Consider the following 18151-nt stretch of genomic DNA (forward strand, 5'->3'; position numbering starts at 1 on the left):
AAAAAATAGAGAAGAAAAGAGGAAATTATCATGCCAAACATTACAGGACATACCGAATTAGTAGGATTAATGGCTTACCCGATCCGTCATACACAGTCTCCGACTACCCACAACCTTGCCTATGACAAGAATGGCGACGATGTTATCCAGCTTGCGTTCGAGGTAGACAACGATACCCTGGAAGCAGCGGTTGAGAGTATCCGTGCGCTGAAGATGCTGGGTTCCAACATCTCCATGCCGAACAAGACCGTCGTTCACAAATATCTGGATGAGGTAGACGAGGCTGCAAAGCTGTGCGGTGCGATCAACACTGTAGTCAACACCCGTGACAAAGACGGCAATGTAACCGGATACCTGAAGGGTTACAACACTGACGGTATGGGCTACTGGCAGGGAATCAAGGAAGAAGGCATTGATTTCAAGGGAATGAAGATGGTTCTCATCGGTACTGGCGGTGCAGCAACCGCTATCGCAGTACGCGGCGCACTGGACGGCATTGCAGAGCTGCATATCTTCAATATCAAAGATAAATTCTATGCACGCGGCGAGGAGATCGTTGATATCATCAACAAGAACTCTAACTGCAAGGCCGAGATGCATGACCTGGGCGATCTGGCACTCTTAAAAGAGAAAATGCACGAAGCAGACATTTTCTGTGATGCAACCGGCGTTGGTATGCACCCGCTGGAGGATCTGTCCAATATTCCGGATCCGTCCTATTTCCGCAAGGATCTGATCGTAACTGATACAGTATATGCACCGCGTGAGACCGTGATGATGAAGCAGGCCAAAGAAGCTGGCTGCACCCGCGTATACAACGGAATGAGCATGATGCTGTTCCAGGCGCTGATCGCGATTGAACTGTATACAGGAAAATCAACACCGGTGGATTACATGAAGGAGAAGCTGGGAATCTAATTAAACGATAGCCCCCACAGTTATACCTGCTATTCCGCATTAGCACTTGCGTTCATATCCTGATTCGGGTATAATAATAAAACACACTTTCAATGTAAAGTGCAAAAGTGATTTGAATGAATACAAGTGAAGAAGGATGAGACAGATGGATGAATTAAAGAAGCTGCGAAATGATTTGGACATGTGCGACGAGATTCTGATCGATGCCCTGCGGATGCGCTACCAGATTATCCAGGAGATTACAAATTATAAACAGAAAAACGGACTTCCGATTTATCAGGCAGAGGAGGAAGAGCGCAAGAAGAGCAAGATGCTTGCGAAGCTGGATGATTATGAATACAAAAAGTCAATCATGGCAGTTTACGACAGCGTCCTCTACCGGAGCAAACGGATCCAGTCCCATGAGTTGTTTGGATTCAATATTTTCCTGATCGGATTTATGGGAGTCGGAAAGAGCACCGTTTCGAATGCACTGCAGAATACCTTTGCGATGGATGTGGTGGAAATGGATGAAATGATCGCGAAAAAGAACAACATGAGCATTTCCGAGATCTTCGATCTGCACGGCGAGGAATATTTCCGCAACGAGGAGACAAACCTGCTTAAAGAGGTAGGAAACGAGAAGAACAAGATTGTATCCTGCGGCGGCGGCGTAGCGATGCGCGAGGTCAATGTACAGGAGATGCGAAAGAGCGGCAAGGTTATACTTCTGACCGCGAAGCCGGAGACGATTCTGGAGCGTGTCAAAGAGAACCATGACCGTCCGCTTCTGGAAAATAATAAGACAGTGGAATATGTTTCCGAACTGATGGAGAAGCGCAGACCGGCGTATGAAGCGGCAGCGGATATTGTGATCGCGACCGATGGAAAATCAGCGAATGAGATCTGCGAGGAGATCATTGCACAGGTGAAGAAGTTTAAATAATGTGACTGCTCAGAAAGTTCTGACAGAGAAAACGAAAGGGGAAAAAAGATGTCGAATCATATCACAGGACACACAGGTTTACTTTGTTTACTGGGAAGCCCGGTCGCACACAGTGTTTCGCCGGAGATGCACAACGAGGCGTGCAGCCAGTTGGGGCTGGATTATACATATCTGGCGTTTGATGTGCCGGAAGAGAAGATGCCGCAGGCGGTTGAGGGACTGCGGACGATGGGCGCGCGCGGCTGGAATATCACGATGCCGGGCAAAAATATCATGTGCAAGCTGGCAGACAAGGTTTCACCGGCTTCCGAGATTTCCGGCGCCTGCAATACGATTGTCAATGACGACGGTGTTCTGACTGCTTATACGACCGATGGCGTCGGATTTATGCGTGCAGTTGCAGAAAATGGTGTAGACATCATTGGCAAGAAAATGACGCTTTTAGGCGCTGGCGGCGCCGCAACCGCGATTCTTGTACAGGCAGCTTTAGACGGCGTGGCAGAAATTAACGTATTTAACGTCAAGGACGCGTTCTATCCGAGAGCCGAGGAGATTGTAAAGAAACTGAACGAGCGCACAGGGTGCAAGGTAACCCTGCATGATTACTCCGATCTGGAGATCCTGCGCCAGTCCATCGCAGACAGCGCGATTCTGGTAAATGGTACTTCCGTCGGCATGGCTCCGAAGACAGACAACACAATCATTACTGATACAACGATGTTCCACAAAGACCTGTTCGTATTCGATGTCATCTACAATCCTCAGGAGACCCGTTTACTGCGCGAAGCAAGAGCGGCAGGCTGCAAGACCAGCAACGGTATGTACATGCTTCTCTATCAGGGAGCTGCATCCTTTGAACTCTGGACAGGACAGCAGATGCCGGTGGAGATCATTAAAGAGAAATATTTTACAAAATAGGATTTGAAGAACGGCACACCGCATTCTCGTTACTTAGTGATGAGAATGCGGTGTGCCGTTTTTCAAAAAAATGTTTTCACAAATTATTCACAAAATTATTAGCACTCAACTCTTGACAGTGCTAATAACAAGTGTTATATTACTGCTAGAACAAAAGGAGACCAAAAGGTTTTCACAGATTGTTCGAAAGGAGGCAGGTTTATGAATATCAGTAAATTTACCCAGAAGTCTCTGGAAGCCGTTCAAAATACGGAAAAGCTGGCGTATGAATATGGAAACCAGCAGATTGATCAGGAACATTTGCTGTACAGTCTTTTGACTGTGGAAGACAGCTTGATTTTTAAATTAATAACAAAGATGGGAATCTCGGGCGACCAGTTCCGTGATGAGGTGCAGCAGGCGATTGGAAAGCTGCCGAAGGTATCCGGCGGTCAGGTGTATTTCTCCAACGATGCCAACAAGGTGCTGGTGAACGCGGAGGACGAAGCCAAGGCGATGGGAGACGAGTATGTTTCCGTCGAGCACTTATTTCTGGCGATGTTAAAACAGCCGAATAAGGCGGTCAAGGAACTGTTCCGTCTCTACGGTATCACGAAAGAGAGCTTTTTGCAGGCGCTTTCGACTGTGCGCGGCAACCAGCGTGTCGTCAGCGATAATCCGGAGGCAACGTATGACACTTTAAATAAGTACGGTTACGATCTGGTGGAACGTGCGAGAGATCAGAAGCTCGATCCGGTCATCGGTCGTGACAGTGAGATCCGTAACGTGGTTATGATTCTCTCCAGAAAGACGAAAAACAACCCGGTTCTGATTGGTGAACCTGGCGTTGGTAAGACAGCCGTTGTTGAAGGACTGGCACAGCGTATCGTGCGCGGCGATGTCCCGGAGGGCTTGAAGGACAAGAAATTGTTTGCCCTGGATATGGGCGCTCTGATGGCGGGCGCGAAGTACCGCGGCGAGTTTGAAGAGAGACTGAAAGCGGTGCTTGACGAGGTCAAGAAGAGCGAGGGACAGATTATTCTGTTTATCGATGAGCTGCATACGATCGTCGGCGCGGGCAAATCCGAGGGCGCGATGGACGCCGGGAATATGCTGAAGCCTATGCTGGCTAGAGGTGAACTGCACTGTATCGGTGCGACGACCCTGGATGAGTACCGTAAATACATCGAAAAAGACGCAGCTCTGGAACGTCGTTTCCAGCCGGTTCACGTTGATGAGCCGACCGTGGAAGATACGATTTCCATTCTGCGTGGTCTGAAAGAGAGATATGAGGTTTACCACGGGGTCAAGATTACCGACTCTGCGCTTGTATCGGCGGCAATTCTCTCGGATCGTTATATCACGGATCGTTTCCTTCCGGATAAGGCGATCGATCTGGTTGATGAAGCGTGCGCGATGATCAAGACGGAGATGGATTCAATGCCGGCGGAGCTGGATGAACTGTCGAGACGTATCATGCAGCTGCAGATTGAAGAGGCTGCGCTTAAGAAAGAGACTGACCGCTTAAGTCAGGATCGCCTGGCAGAACTGCAGAAAGAACTGGCAGAGCTCAAGAGCAGCTTTTCGACCCAGAAAGCCCAGTGGGAGAATGAAAAATCTTCCGTTGATAAGCTGTCCAAACTGCGTGAAGAGATTGAGCATGTAAATGGCGAGATTCAGGCAGCGCAGCAGGCATATGACCTAAACAAAGCGGCTGAACTCCAGTACGGCAAGCTGCCGGAACTGCAGAAACAGTTGGCGGAAGAGGAAGAGAAAGTGAAAAATCAGGATCTCAGTCTGGTACATGAGAGTGTCACCGAGGATGAGATTGCCAGGATTATTTCGAAGTGGACCGGTATTCCGGTTGCCAAACTGACCGAGAGCGAGCGCAGCAAGACCCTGCATATGGACGAACTGCTGCATAAACGTGTCATCGGACAGGATGAGGGCGTTACCAAGGTAACGGAGGCGATTATCCGTTCCAAAGCGGGCATCAAGGATCCGACGAAACCAATCGGTTCGTTCCTGTTCCTAGGTCCGACCGGTGTCGGCAAGACAGAGCTTGCAAAAGCGCTGGCGGAGGCATTGTTTGACGATGAGAACAACATGGTTCGTATCGATATGAGTGAATACATGGAGAAACATTCCGTTTCCCGTCTGATCGGAGCGCCGCCAGGATATGTCGGATATGACGAGGGCGGTCAGCTGACCGAGGCAGTACGGCGCAAACCGTATTCCGTTGTCCTCTTCGATGAGGTTGAGAAAGCGCACCCGGATGTATTTAACGTCCTGCTGCAGGTTCTGGATGATGGACGTATCACGGATTCGACCGGCAAAACTGTCGATTTCAAGAATACGATCCTGATTATGACCTCCAACATCGGTTCCCAGTATCTGCTGGACGGCATCGATGAAAAGGGACAGATCAAGCCGGAGGCGGAAAGCTCCGTTATGCATGACTTGAGAGCTCACTTCCGTCCGGAGTTCCTGAACCGTCTGGATGAGATTATTCTCTTTAAGCCGCTGACGAAAGGCAACATCGGAGGCATCATTGAGCTTCTGATTGCAGATGTCAACAAACGTCTGGCGGATAAGGAGTTAAAGATTGCCCTGACGGACGAGGCAAAGGATTTCATCATTGAAAATGGCTACGATCCGGTTTACGGTGCAAGACCGCTGAAACGGTACCTGCAGAAGAACGTCGAGACACTGGCAGCGAAGCTGATTCTGGCGGACGGCGTCCGTGCGGGCGATACGATAGAGATCGGGCTTTCGGATGGCAAGCTGACGGCTTCGGCTGTCCATAGCGCGTAAGCGGAAAACGTCTTACGGCGGATTTATAACTATTATATAGAAGAAACAATAGGGCGCGGAGAAGTGCGAAAGAGCTTCCTCTGCGCTCTTTTTATGTATTTCTGAGATTTTCACAGTCTTGACATTGCCCGGCAACTTTACTAAAATGATTCCATAATGACCGGACTATATCATTTGTTCCGGAAGTCAGTCAGATGAGGAGAAGATGAGATGAAAATTGCGATTGGAAATGACCATTCGGCGGTAGAACTGAAGAACATTATTGTGGATTTCCTGAAAGAAAAAGGAATCGAAGTGTTAAATCTGGGTACAGACAGCAGCGAGAGCTGTGATTATCCAGTTTACGGAGAGAAGGTAGGCCGTGCAGTTGTTTCCGGCGAAGCCGATCTGGGTATTGCAATCTGCGGTACCGGTCTTGGTATTTCACTGGCAGCTAACAAGGTAAAAGGCGTGCGCGCCTGCGTATGCAGCGAGCCGTACACAGCGGTGATGTCCCGCCGCCACAACGATGCCAATGTACTCTGCTTCGGCGCCCGCGTGGTAGGAAGTGAGCTTGCGAAGATGATCGTTGACGAGTGGATCAACGCAGAATTTGAGGGCGGACGCCATCAGAGACGCGTGGATATGATTATGGCGATTGAGGAGAAAGACTGATTCAGAGTCAGAGGTAACGGATGAAATCATAAGGCAGGCTGACAGCAGGATGCGAGATGCCTGTGAGAACAAAAAGAGGCAGCTGTAAAGAGATGGAGCAGCTGCGAAAAGAACAGGAGGAAGCAGGAGATGATCACAGAAGATATTCGCTACATCGGTGTAAACGACCATGACATTGACTTATTTGAGGGGCAGTATCAGGTGCCAAATGGTATTTCATATAACTCATACGTGATTATGGATGAAAAGATCGCGATCATGGATACGGTAGACAAGCGCAAACAGACAGAATTTCTGGAAAATCTGGAAACCGCACTGGCTGGAAGAACCCCGGATTATCTGGTAATCAGCCACATGGAGCCGGATCATGCATCAAGTATCCAGGCAGTCTTAGAACGGTACCCGGAAATCACACTGGTAGGCAATGCGAAGACATTTCCGATGCTGAAACTGTACTTTGATCTTGATACCAGCTGTGCGCTGACGGTCAAGGAGGGCGATACCCTGAAACTGGGGCGCCATGAGCTGACGTTCGTCATGGCACCGATGGTACACTGGCCGGAGGTTATGGTAAGCTATGATTCCTGCGACAAGGTGCTGTTCAGCGCCGACGGTTTCGGCAAGTTCGGTGCGCTTGATGTGGATGAGGACTGGGACTGCGAGGCGAGACGGTATTATTTCAATATTGTAGGAAAATATGGAATGCAGGTGCAGGCACTTCTTAAGAAAGAAGCCGGTCTTGAGATCCAGATCATCTGCCCGCTGCATGGACCGGTTCTGAAAGAGACGATCGGTCATGTGCTTGAAAAATACCAGATTTGGAGCAGCTACGGCGTCGAGTCTGAGGGTGTATTTATCGCATATGCGTCCCTGCATGGCAACACCGAGGATGCGGCGAAGAAATGCAAGGAAATTCTTGAGAAAAAAGAATGCCCGAAAGTGGCAATCGCGGATCTGGCGCGCGGTGATATGGCGGAGGCGCTGGAAGATGCATTCCGGTATGGAAAAATTGTATTGGCAGCACCGTCCTATGACGCGGGTGTGATGCCGGTTATGGCAGATTTCCTGCACCACTTACAGAGCAAGAATTACCAGAAACGCACCGTTGCCCTGATTGAAAACGGTTCCTGGGCGCCGAGTGCAGCGCGCACGATGAAGGGAATGCTGGATGCGATGAAGGAGATCACGGTGGTTGAACCGGTCGTTACGGTTCGCGGGGCGCTCAAGGAGAGCGATATTCCGTCGCTGGAGCAGATGGCGGAAGCGCTGCTGGCATAAGAAGCGTCTGGTGACAGTATTTAATGAGACCTGAAAAAGGCTTTTTTAAATAAAAAATCCGGAGAGACAAAAGTGTGGTTTTATATTTATATATGAAAAATCCACTTGATGATTTTGTATGGATGACAGAAAAGAATAGGAGAAACAGACATGGTAGATGAGGTAATGAAGTTCATTACAGAGGCAGACCCGGAAGTGGGAGAAGCCATTGAAGCAGAGGCAGCCCGTCAGAGAAGAAACCTGGAGCTGATCGCGTCGGAGAATATTGTATCGGAGCCGGTTATGATGGCGATGGGATCGGTATTAACCAACAAATATGCGGAGGGATATCCGGGAAAACGTTACTACGGCGGATGCCAGTGTGTCGATGTTGTAGAGTCCATCGCGATCGAGAGAGCGAAAAAACTGTTTGGCTGTGATTATGCAAACGTACAGCCGCATTCCGGCGCGCAGGCAAACATGGCGGTATTTATCGCAATGCTGAAACCGGGTGATACTGTTATGGGCATGAACCTGGATCACGGCGGACATCTGACACACGGAAGCCCTGTCAATTTCTCCGGTTTATATTTCAACATTGTGCCGTATGGTGTCGATGACAATGGCGTGATTGATTACGAAGAGGTAGAGCGCATTGCACTGGAAGCAAAACCGAAGCTGATCATTGCAGGTGCAAGTGCCTATGCAAGAGAGATTGATTTCAAACGTTTCCGTGAAATTGCAGACAAAGTAGGCGCATACCTGATGGTCGATATGGCTCATATCGCTGGTCTGGTAGCAGCCGGTCTTCACCAGAGCCCGATTCCGTATGCAGATGTTGTTACGACAACCACACATAAGACACTGCGCGGACCGAGAGGCGGTCTGATTCTGGCAAATAAGGAAGCAGCTGAGAAGTTCAACTTCAACAAGGCGATCTTCCCGGGAACCCAGGGCGGTCCGTTAGAGCACATCATCGCTGGCAAGGCAGTCTGCTTCGGCGAGGCGCTGAAGCCAGAATTTAAAGAGTATCAGCTTCAGGTAAAGAAGAATGCAGCAGCGCTGGCAGCCGCACTTCAGAAGCAGGGATTCAAGATTCTGACCGGCGGAACCGATAACCACCTGATGTTAGTTGATCTGCGCGGCATGGATATTTCCGGTAAAGAGCTGCAGAACCGCTGCGATGAAGTATACATTACCCTGAACAAAAATACCGTTCCAAACGACCCGAGAAGCCCGTTTGTTACTTCTGGCGTCCGCATCGGTACTCCGGCTGTTACCACCCGTGGACTGAAAGAAGAGGACATGGAAGTGATTGCAGAGTGCATCTGGCTGGCAGCTACCGACTTCGAGAACAAGGCAGATTACATCCGTGCGGAAGTGACGAAACTGTGTGAGAAGTATCCGTTATATAAATAAGTAGAGAAGAATATGGAGCGAAAAATTTGCCAGTCTATAGATTCAGAAAAATGCTGGAAAATTAATGCACATATAACAATAAGAAAAAGGCTGTATTGCCTGCCGCATGGAAGCGCGCGGTAGGTGATACAGCCTTTTCTATTCCAACCATTTTTCCTAGAAATTAAGTTTTTGTCCAATTCCTTTTTCCAATGCTTTTTCATAGATAAGCTGTGCCGTCCGCACATCAAAGAGTCCCATGCCGACTGATTTAAAGCAGCGGGTCTCGTTCTGCTCATGCGGATGTCCCTGCTTGGTATCTTCGATCAGATCCTCGATAAAGTGGACGCGCTTCTGTGTCAGAACGCCCTTTTCCAGCGGAATTTTCAGATCGCCGCTCTCCTCGCAGGCATACGGAAGCTCGGTGTACGCGTTCTTGACGAGTTTCCACACCGCATCCGGCAGTTCGCGCCGTTCCGGACGCCAGGAGCCGATGGCAACAAAGCATTTGCCGCGAAGCAGCTCTTCATCATCCGGGTAGACCGGATCGACCGCCTGGGTGGCGGAGATCAGGACGCGGCTGTGCTCAGCCAGTTCACGGGTATCCGCGCAGGTATGAATCTGGATGTCGTTTTTTCCAAACGATGCCAGACGCGCCGATAAGCGCTCGATAAAGCCGGAAAGATCCTTAGCGTATGCGTCATACAGATAAATATCTGTGATCGGGCGCACCTCGCAGGCATAGAGAAGCTGGTGTAGTCCCTGCATACCGCAGCCAACCAAACCAACTGAGGCAGCATCCTCTGGAGCCAGATAGCGCAGTGCGACACCGCCGACCGCACCGGTCCGCATTGCGGTCAGGACACTTCCGTTCATAATCGCCTTCGGCAGACCGGTCTTTGCGTTATTTAAAATCATAAGTCCGTTCAGATACGGAATTCCCAGAGAGGAATTGTCCGGAAATTCGGATAACATCTTTGTACCGATGACGGAATCCAGAAAACACGGCATATAGAGCATCATATTTTTATCACGCTGTGCGATAAAACGATCCGGCATCTTATAATTGCCGCTTTTGTGAATCGCATACGCATCTTCGATCGCGTCCATGACATCCTCTAAGGTGACGGACTGCCACATTTCTTGTTCGCTGAGAAATAACATATCAAAACCTCCTGAATATTTATGAATGAAATAAAACATATATACTAAAAATAGATTTATCACAAATCAAATGTGGTTTGTATAGCTGGATTGTAGCAGTTTCACGTTTCATTGTCAAGATGAAAACAGAATAAAAATCAAGTTGCATATTTGAAATGGGGCGTGTATAGTAAAGAAAATTGTAGCGGTTCAGTAGGTTTACGCATTTACTGAGCTACAGGAAATGGATAAAATTAGCACAAGCGAGAAGGGAAGAATACCTGGAAAGGAAGGGGTAATGGGAGAAGTAATTAAAGTATTAGACTGGTTGTTAGAGAATTTGGTACAGATATGCACGGTCGTGCTAGAATTGTTTGGAATCATTGTGCTGGTTTCGACAGCGGTATCCTGCTTTGTTCAGTGGATACGAAACAAGCGTCAGCTGATCCGCCTGAATCTGGCACAGGGAATTGCGCTGGCGTTGGAATTTAAGATGGGCGGCGAGGTACTCAGGACGGTTGTGGTACGGGAATGGTCGGAACTTGGAATTTTGGGAGCCATCATTGTCCTTCGGGCAATGCTTACATTTTTGATTCATTGGGAGATCAAGAACGAAAAAAGAGAAACCCAGGAAGAGCAAGGAGGAAAGCTAGAGTAAAAAGGGGCACGAAAAAGGGAGTCTGCAGGATGAGCGGACTCCCTTTTTTCGTGGTTAAACAAGATTAATGCGAAAAATATTTGTCGTAGAAATGAAGGCGTTCCAGAATTTGCTTCTGGCTTTTGATTTCCATTTTGGAATAAATGGAAGCCAGATGCTTTTTGACAGTAGGGATGCTGACGAAGAGGGTGGAAGATATCTGATCGTTGGAATAGCCGCGCAGTAAAAGGCTTAAAACATTTACTTCTCGGTTCGTCAGGGAAAAATCCCGGCTGATCTGGGAAAGAGTACGATCCATCACATAGGATAAATCGAAGAACAGACATACAAAGCAGTCGTTGTCTGGTCCCTCCTTAAGATGGGAGCGGCTTACCTCCAGAAACAAAGGGCTGTTTTCCATCTTGTATTCGATATTTTGTCCGGTAATGCTTCCAGAACGGAGCAGCTGACGGCAAAGAGAGCGAAAACAATTGGAAATGGGGTTGTTAGATAAATCTGCAAATCCATGATTCTCCATGTATGTATGGTAGGTTGTGTTGCACCCGATAAAATTCAGTTTATCGTCAAAACAGCCGATTCCGATGCAGTTGTAATTTTCCAGTACATGAAATGCCCGTCCGATGTTGAGCTCCCGCCCGTAATTTTTAAATACGTTGCAGAAATGCGGCTGGAATAACCGGACAAGGCTTAATTCATCTGGCAGGAAATTTTTTTTATCGTTGGATCGGTGGATGGAAAACACACCCCGCAGCTCCCGGTTCCGAATCGAAAAATTCGTTTCAATGGAATCATGCAGCCCCATGGGAAGTAGAAATTCCTGAAAATAAAGAGAATTTTTTCGAACCTCCTGATTGAACAGCTGGTTAGTCAGGAAAGTTACATTGCTGTCGGAGTCCAGAATCGACAGAACATCATCCATATGGCAGTATTCTTCCTGATATCGCCGTTTCTGTTCATCATTCCAGTTGATGGTGTAGATGGAATGGGTTTTGTAATTCTGTCCCTGCTTTTGGTAAAACAAAAAATTTGCTTTTTCAAAGAAAACAATATTGTTCAGGTTCAGGAAAAAACTCTCCATCCGTTTTTCAAGAAGAATTGAATCGTCGTAAAGTTCAGCAATGATCTGATTGACGTTTTCAATTCGTGATGTTGTAAAAAGATTTTCAGCACTCATGAAGATGCCTCCTTTCCCGTGAGTATTCAATTAGTGAAAACAAAATGGAATCAATACTAGACTATAGTCCAACTATTGTTTTAAACTATTTTTAATAGACTGATAATATATAAAGCATAATAAAATGTTGTTATGATTATTGCAAGTGGAAAAACTTTGAAAATAGAAAAAGTATCCAAAAGTATACTATGATAGAACCGAAAGTATCTACCGTTAACTGACGTCATGCATCATAATAACCAAAACACAAAAAACTTTGTATTAAAAATGATGTTTTTTGAAAGTTTTCATCATGATATGATTTTAACAACGAGATTTCAGAAAACTGAAAGAGAACGGACAAAATTTTTAATACGGAGGAGCCTATGGAAAAAAAGAATGAATTTTGTTTGCAGGAGATTAAGGGGAGAAAGGCAGTAACCTGTATCGAGACACATACAGAGGGAGAGCCAACCCGAACCATTTTATCGGGATTTCCGGAAATTCCGGGGAACACGATGGAAGAAAAGATGCTCTATATGATGCAGGAACAGGACTGGATGAGAAAAGCAATTTGTTTTGAACCGCGTGGAAATGACGTAATGTCCGGAACGATTGTTACCAAGCCGTGCAATCCGGAGGCAGATTTTGGTGTTTTATATTACGAGGTTGGAAACTGGATGCCGATGTGCGGACATGATACGATCGGAGTTTCAACGGCACTGATTGAAAGCGGACTCTTAAAAGCGGAGGAACCGTATACATATGCGACCTTAGATACACCATCTGGACTGGTAAAAGTGAAAATTGAGGTGAAAGATGGCAAGGCGGTGCGGGTATCCTTTAAAAATGCCCCGGCATTTGTGATGAATCGGGATGTAAAGGTACAGGTTCCTGGATATGGTGAGATTCCGTTAGACATCGTATACGGCGGAAATGTATTTGCGTTAGTACCGGCATCGGCAATGGGCTTAAAGCTGGATAAAGAAAATGCAAAAGAGATTGTCGAAAAAGGAAATTATCTTAAAAAGTTTATCAATGAGCAGGTAACAGTCAAGCATCCGTATCTGGAAATCATGAACCAGGTAACGCATGTGGAATTTTTCGAACCGGGTACAGAAGGGGTTTCGGATGTAAAAAATGCAGTTGTCATTCCCCCGGCAGCGATTGACCGAAGCCCTTGCGGAACCGGTACATCAGCGAAGATGGCACTTCTTCATGCGGAAGGAAAGCTGGCAGTCGGACAGCCGTTTGTGCATGAGAGCCTGATTGGAAGTTTATTCCACTGCCATATCGTTGAAGAGACAGAGGTGGCAGGAATTCCGGCAGTAGTACCGGAGATCAGCGGACGGGCGTTTGTGATGGGAGAGAGTACATGGTTATTCGATCCGGACGATCCATTCCCGGAAGGTTTCTTATTAGGCTAAATTGATAGAAACAAAATAAGAGTTTAAAGGTACAGGGAGGTACTTCTGAGGGAAAGAAGTACCTCGGGAGTTCACATAAAAACAGTATAAAGGAGGATACTTTATGAAAAAGAGATGGCTTTGCGGTACGATGGCATTGGTAATCGGAGCGATGGCAATGGCGGGGTGTTCAGGCGGAAATTCTTCTTCATCCGCATCTGCAGCCGGAACCGAAGCAGCAGATAGTGGTTCCAGCGTAGATACTTCCGGAGCGGAGATGACGATCCGTGTAGCACATGTATGTGGAACCGGTTCTCCGTATGATTACGGTGCGAATGCTTTTAAAAAGCTGGTCGAGGAGGGCAGCAACGGACGGATTAAAGTAGAGGTTTATGCAGGCGATATGACAACCGACGAGGTTGAGTGTGTTGAGATGGTTCAGAATAATAACCTGGAAATCGGCTGGGTAGGAACTGGTGCCCTGGGCGGATTTGTACCAGATTTAGGCATTTTTGAGCTTCCATTCCTGTTTGAGGATGAGGATAATGTCAATAAAGCGCTGGAGGGAGAATTTGGCAATTCCCTTCTGGAACAGTTAAGCGCGGTTGATGGAATTACAGGACTTGGTTTCCATGAGGATGGCTGGAGAAATATCCTGACTAAAGATAAGACAATTAATACCGTAGATGATATGAAGGGCGTTCGTATGAGAACCATGCAGAATGAAGTTTGCGTGGCAACCTACGAAGCACTTGGTGCTACACCGGTTGCATTGGCATCTGGCGAGCAGTTCACAGGACTTCAGAATGGCGTTGTAGATGGAACAGACAATAGTGCATTATATGCAGTAGCAGATGGTTATATTGAGGTTGTTAATAATATCTGCGATATTCATCATTACTATTCCAGCGGTATCATTGTTGCTTCTTCAAAATGGTATGAGGGTTTAAGCGAAGAAGACCAGAAACTCGTGAAAGAGTCAGCTATAAAAGCAGGCGAAGAGCAGAGAGCTTGGTTCCTGGAAAATGACGAGGCAAAGATTGCTGAGTATGAAGAAAAAGGTTATACCGTAACACGTCCGACTGATATTGATGCATGGAAAGAAAAAGTTGCTCCGGTATATGATAAAATGTACGCGGCACATCCGACCTGGGAAGGTCTGGTTGAGATGGTTCGCGCAGCGAAATAAAGTACAATAATTTTTGAACTATCATGTACTCCCGGAGCCTGTTTTCGGGAGTACATTTACAAAGAGGGGAGAAAAATGGCAGGATTGATTGAAAAACTTCACAAGATTGGCGACGTGATCAATACGGTTGCCAGAGTTGCATTAGGGGTTACGTCAATTGCTTTATGTATCGCGGTAATCGGCCAGTTTATTTTGCGATGGTTTGGAGCTACGATGCCATGGGCAACGGAGTTCTCCTGTTATATCTTCGTTTGGACCACGATGCTTGGCAGTGCCGTAGCAAGCCGTCATCTGCTTCATATCGGTGTTGACATGGTAATTAACTTGTGCCATGGAAAAACACGTCAGTTTATGCTGGTTCTGGCGGATGTGATTTTATTATTTGCACTTGTTTTATTTACAATTTCAGGTTGGAACTATACAGTTGCACAGATTCCACATCTGGGAACGACGATCAAGGTTTCGCTGGCGCTCTTTTATGCAGCCCTTCCGGTCAGCGGTCTCATTATGATTTATTATACATTTGTGCAGCTTCTTGAAAATATATGTTACGGGGAAGCGAAAAAGATTCCTCTTCCGGGGGATGAAGAGTAGGAGGTCAATATGTTCAGCAGTATAATTTTATTTGGAAGCTTTTTCTTGTTTCTTGCATTAGGCGTTCCGATTGCTTTTGTATTGATCGTAGCGACGGTCTCCTATGCGCTTTTAAGTACCGGTGATGCCAACCTGGCGTTGGTTCCGCAGCGAATTATCTATGGTATTAATAGTTTTACCATGCTTTGTCTTCCATTCTTCGCTCTGGCAGGAAATATTATGAATCACGGCGGTATTACCATGCGTCTGGTTCGTTTCGCACAGGCATTCGTTGGACATATCAAGGGTGGTCTGGCGATGGTAGACATCCTGGTATGTATGATGTTTGGTACAGTTTCAGGCTCGGCGGTAGCTGGTACGGCGGCAGTTGGATGCCTGATGATTCCGGCAATGAAGGATGAAAAGTATGATCCGGCGTTTACAGCAGGTCTGACCGCGTGTGCATCCTGCTGCTGCCCGATTATCCCACCGAGTCTGGCATTCGTTATTTACGGTGCGGCAGCGAAGGTATCCGTTGGCGATATGTTTATCGCCGGAGTAGTACCGGGTATCCTGATGGGTATTATCATGATGCTGGTTGTTTATGTATTTGCAGTGAAACGTGATTTTTCAGCAGGTCCTAAGACAAGCTGGAAGGAAAAATGGGAAGCAACCAGACAGGCACTTCCATGTATCGGACTTCCGATCATCGTTGTTGGCGGTATCATGGGTGGTTTCTTTACTCCGACCGAGGCAGCGGCGGCAGCGGTTCTTTATTCCCTGATTTTGTCGGCATTTGTATACCGGACCGTTGGCTGGAAAGAGCTCTGGAAATCGATTATCGACAGCGCGATCGACAGTGGTACGGTTATGCTGATTGTCGGCGGCTGCTATCTGTTTGGATGGGTTATCTCCAATGAGAGATGGGCAGTTTCTGTAACGAATATGCTGGTTGGCCTTCATACTTCTTTAGCAGTGAAACTGTTACTGGTCAATCTGGTTCTTCTGGTTGTTGGTATGTTTATGGATAGTGCTCCGGCAATCATGCTGGTAGCGCCGATTCTGGCACCGGCGATGGCAAGCCTGGGCGTTGACCCGATTCAGACTGGTATGATTGTCTGCCTGAACCTGACCATCGGTCTGGCAACTCCGCCGGTAGGTGTCTGCTTATACACGGCAACCAATATTGCAAGATGTAAATTTGGAGATACGGTTCGAAATGCAATACCATTCCTGGTAGCGATGCTGGCAGCATTAGCGATTATTACGAATGTTCCGGTAGTATCCAGAATTCCATTTATTTTAATGGGACGATAGAAACGAGAGGGGACGTTGAAGTTGGACGTTCCCTTTTCCTTTACAAAAACACGAATCAAAAATGATGAATAAAAAACATGGAATGATTGATACAAAAAGGAGGACAAACCATGGAAAAACTACCCTGCAGTATCTTCAATGATGTACTCGGTCCGGTGATGCGCGGACCTTCCAGTTCCCATGTGGCGGGGGCGGCGCGGATCGCCTCCATGATCCGGCAATCTCTGGATGCACCGGTGAAAAAAGCGATCGTTGATTTTGATGTCAATGGTGCGCTGGCGGCATCGCACACGGGACACGGAACGGATATGGGATTTGCCAGCGGGCTTTTGAATATGGAGCTGGATGCGCCGGATGTCGCACAGTATGAGGCGATTGCGAAAGAACGGGGATTGGAGATTGAATACCGGATCCTTGATTATGGGGCAGAGCATCCGGGCAATTACCGGGCAGAGGTCTGGGACCAGAATGGAAATGTCGTGCATTGGGAGGCGATCGCAGTCGGCGGCGGTATGGTCGAGATGCAGAAATACGAGGAATTTTCGGTGCAGATAGCCGGAGATTTCTATGAGCTTCTGGTGATTGCGGATGTGGCACCGGGAATTGAGAAAAAAATAGAAGCACTTTTGCCGGATGCTGAATTTTTCCAGAGCGATCAGAAAAATGGTCAGATCTTATATAATTGGAAATTAGCTGTTCCGCTGACAAAAAATGTGATCCAAGCCGTCCGTGATGTGGCGGGTGTCAACCAGGCGTGCTATCTTGAACCGGTGCTTCCGACGCATTCCAGCAGAACCTGTCAGGTTCCATTTTCAACGGCAGCCGCCCTGGTTGATTATGCGAAAGAGCATCCGATGGAGTCCTGGGAGTATGCATTGGAATATGAAGCTTGTCGGGGCGGTCAGTCGAGAGAAGCCGTATACCGTCAGATGGAACAGATCTTGTCGGTCATGGAACAGGCGGTTGAGACGGGATTAGCCGGGACGAAATATCAGGACCGTATTCTGGGCGAGCAGGTCAGCAGGGTGGCAGCAGCCGAACAGGCAGGACGCCTGATTCCGGATCCGATTGTCAATGAGCTCATCCGTTGCATCACGGCGGTGATGGAAAGCAAGAGCTCCATGGGCGTGATCGTAGCAGCACCGACCTGTGGCTCCTGCGGATGCCTGCCGGGAACGGTCATCGGACTGGCGCGGGCGCTGTCACTTCCGAGAGAAATGGTAGTACAGGGACTTCTGGTTGCGGGTCTGGTCGGTGTCTTTTTCGCAGAGGAAGCGACGTTTTCGGCGGAAGTAGCAGGATGCCAGGTAGAGTGCGGTGCCGGTTCCGGTATGGCAGCGGCGGCACTCACGGCGATGATGGGCGGAACCATCGAAAATTGTATGGATGCGGCGTCTGTAGGGCTTCAGAATATCACAGGGCTTGCCTGCGATCCGGTTGGAAACCGTGTTGAATGGCCATGTCTCGGCAAAAATATCATGGGCGGAAGCAATGCGCTCGCCAGCGCCAATATGATTCTGGCAGGCTATGACAAAGTGATCCCATTGGATGAGACAATTGGTGCAATCTATGAGATCGGTCTGTCGCTGCCGCTGGAACTGCGGTGTACCTTTGGTGGTCTTGGAAAGACAAAGACCGCACGGGAGATTCTGAAGCGGTCCGACGCGCATTTTCCGGGGGAAGAGGCGCGGTAGGTGTAATTCAAAACATCGTGAAAGGACAGTTACAGTTTGTGTAAGGTGCGTACTGTAAGGTGGCATATCTTTTTAAGATCTGAAATAAAAATTGATTAAATAACTCTATAGAGATATAATATTAATAAAAATATCTCTATAGAGTTATTTTTATT

At 47.6% G+C, this 18151-nt stretch carries 15 protein-coding genes; 13 read left to right on the plus strand and 2 right to left on the minus strand.

Features of this window, described 5'->3' with window-relative positions:
• Positions 1–30 precede the first annotated feature (30 nt).
• The 7 genes from DWZ76_RS09690 (at position 31) to glyA (ending at position 8884) form a co-directional block, all read left to right on the plus strand.
• Positions 31–918 carry a shikimate dehydrogenase gene (locus tag DWZ76_RS09690; protein WP_022358823.1) on the plus strand — a complete coding sequence of 296 codons (888 nt, stop codon included), beginning with the start codon at positions 31–33 and terminating at the stop codon, positions 916–918.
• 145 nt (positions 919–1063) lie between these two features.
• The gene (locus DWZ76_RS09695; protein ID WP_118472539.1) at positions 1064–1843 is read left to right on the plus strand and encodes a shikimate kinase; all 780 of its coding nucleotides are present in this window, start codon (positions 1064–1066) and stop codon (positions 1841–1843) included.
• 48 nt (positions 1844–1891) lie between these two features.
• Positions 1892–2761, plus strand: a complete 870-nt coding sequence (aroE, locus tag DWZ76_RS09700; RefSeq protein ID WP_118472540.1) for a shikimate dehydrogenase — start codon at positions 1892–1894, stop codon at positions 2759–2761.
• Between the two features lie 201 nt (positions 2762–2962).
• A complete protein-coding gene (gene clpB / locus DWZ76_RS09705; RefSeq protein ID WP_118472541.1) occupies positions 2963–5554 on the plus strand; it encodes an ATP-dependent chaperone ClpB in 2592 nt (863 codons plus the stop codon).
• Between the two features lie 210 nt (positions 5555–5764).
• The gene (rpiB, locus tag DWZ76_RS09710) at positions 5765–6208 is read left to right on the plus strand and encodes a ribose 5-phosphate isomerase B (protein WP_022358818.1); all 444 of its coding nucleotides are present in this window, start codon (positions 5765–5767) and stop codon (positions 6206–6208) included.
• A 129-nt stretch (positions 6209–6337) separates the two neighbouring features.
• Complete coding sequence (locus DWZ76_RS09715) at positions 6338–7486, plus strand: FprA family A-type flavoprotein (RefSeq protein WP_118472542.1); 1149 nt, start codon at positions 6338–6340, stop codon at positions 7484–7486.
• Between the two features lie 150 nt (positions 7487–7636).
• Positions 7637–8884 (plus strand): serine hydroxymethyltransferase, encoded by a 1248-nt coding sequence (gene glyA, locus DWZ76_RS09720; RefSeq protein ID WP_022358816.1) that lies wholly within the window; start codon positions 7637–7639, stop codon positions 8882–8884.
• A 156-nt stretch (positions 8885–9040) separates the two neighbouring features.
• Here glyA and DWZ76_RS09725 read toward each other — a convergent pair whose 3' ends face one another.
• A complete protein-coding gene (locus tag DWZ76_RS09725; protein WP_182431310.1) occupies positions 9041–10027 on the minus strand; it encodes an ornithine cyclodeaminase family protein in 987 nt (328 codons plus the stop codon).
• A gap of 277 nt (positions 10028–10304) precedes the next feature.
• Between DWZ76_RS09725 and DWZ76_RS09730 the strand changes: the two genes are divergently transcribed.
• Complete coding sequence (locus DWZ76_RS09730) at positions 10305–10664, plus strand: DUF1622 domain-containing protein (protein ID WP_118472544.1); 360 nt, start codon at positions 10305–10307, stop codon at positions 10662–10664.
• Positions 10665–10728: 64 nt separating this feature from the next.
• Here DWZ76_RS09730 and DWZ76_RS09735 read toward each other — a convergent pair whose 3' ends face one another.
• Positions 10729–11838: a helix-turn-helix transcriptional regulator gene (locus DWZ76_RS09735; protein ID WP_118472545.1), complete on the minus strand. Its 1110-nt coding sequence runs from the start codon at positions 11836–11838 to the stop codon at positions 10729–10731.
• Positions 11839–12203: 365 nt separating this feature from the next.
• Here DWZ76_RS09735 and DWZ76_RS09740 point away from each other — a divergent pair, with 365 nt between their 5' ends.
• The 5 genes from DWZ76_RS09740 (at position 12204) to DWZ76_RS09760 (ending at position 17996) form a co-directional block, all read left to right on the plus strand.
• Positions 12204–13244 (plus strand): proline racemase family protein, encoded by a 1041-nt coding sequence (locus DWZ76_RS09740; RefSeq protein WP_207663647.1) that lies wholly within the window; start codon positions 12204–12206, stop codon positions 13242–13244.
• A 103-nt stretch (positions 13245–13347) separates the two neighbouring features.
• A complete protein-coding gene (locus DWZ76_RS09745) occupies positions 13348–14412 on the plus strand; it encodes a TRAP transporter substrate-binding protein (protein ID WP_022358811.1) in 1065 nt (354 codons plus the stop codon).
• A 75-nt stretch (positions 14413–14487) separates the two neighbouring features.
• Complete coding sequence (locus tag DWZ76_RS09750) at positions 14488–15006, plus strand: TRAP transporter small permease (RefSeq protein WP_118469284.1); 519 nt, start codon at positions 14488–14490, stop codon at positions 15004–15006.
• 9 nt (positions 15007–15015) lie between these two features.
• On the plus strand, positions 15016–16302 hold the full coding sequence (locus tag DWZ76_RS09755; protein WP_118469282.1) for a TRAP transporter large permease: 1287 nt from the start codon (positions 15016–15018) through the stop codon (positions 16300–16302).
• A gap of 110 nt (positions 16303–16412) precedes the next feature.
• Positions 16413–17996 carry an L-serine ammonia-lyase, iron-sulfur-dependent, subunit alpha gene (locus tag DWZ76_RS09760; protein ID WP_118472546.1) on the plus strand — a complete coding sequence of 528 codons (1584 nt, stop codon included), beginning with the start codon at positions 16413–16415 and terminating at the stop codon, positions 17994–17996.
• The last annotated feature ends 155 nt before the right edge of the window (positions 17997–18151 follow it).

The organism is Clostridium sp. AF35-15 (assembly GCF_003477745.1).
In the GTDB taxonomy this organism is placed as follows: Bacteria; Bacillota; Clostridia; order Lachnospirales; family Lachnospiraceae; genus Otoolea; species Otoolea fessa.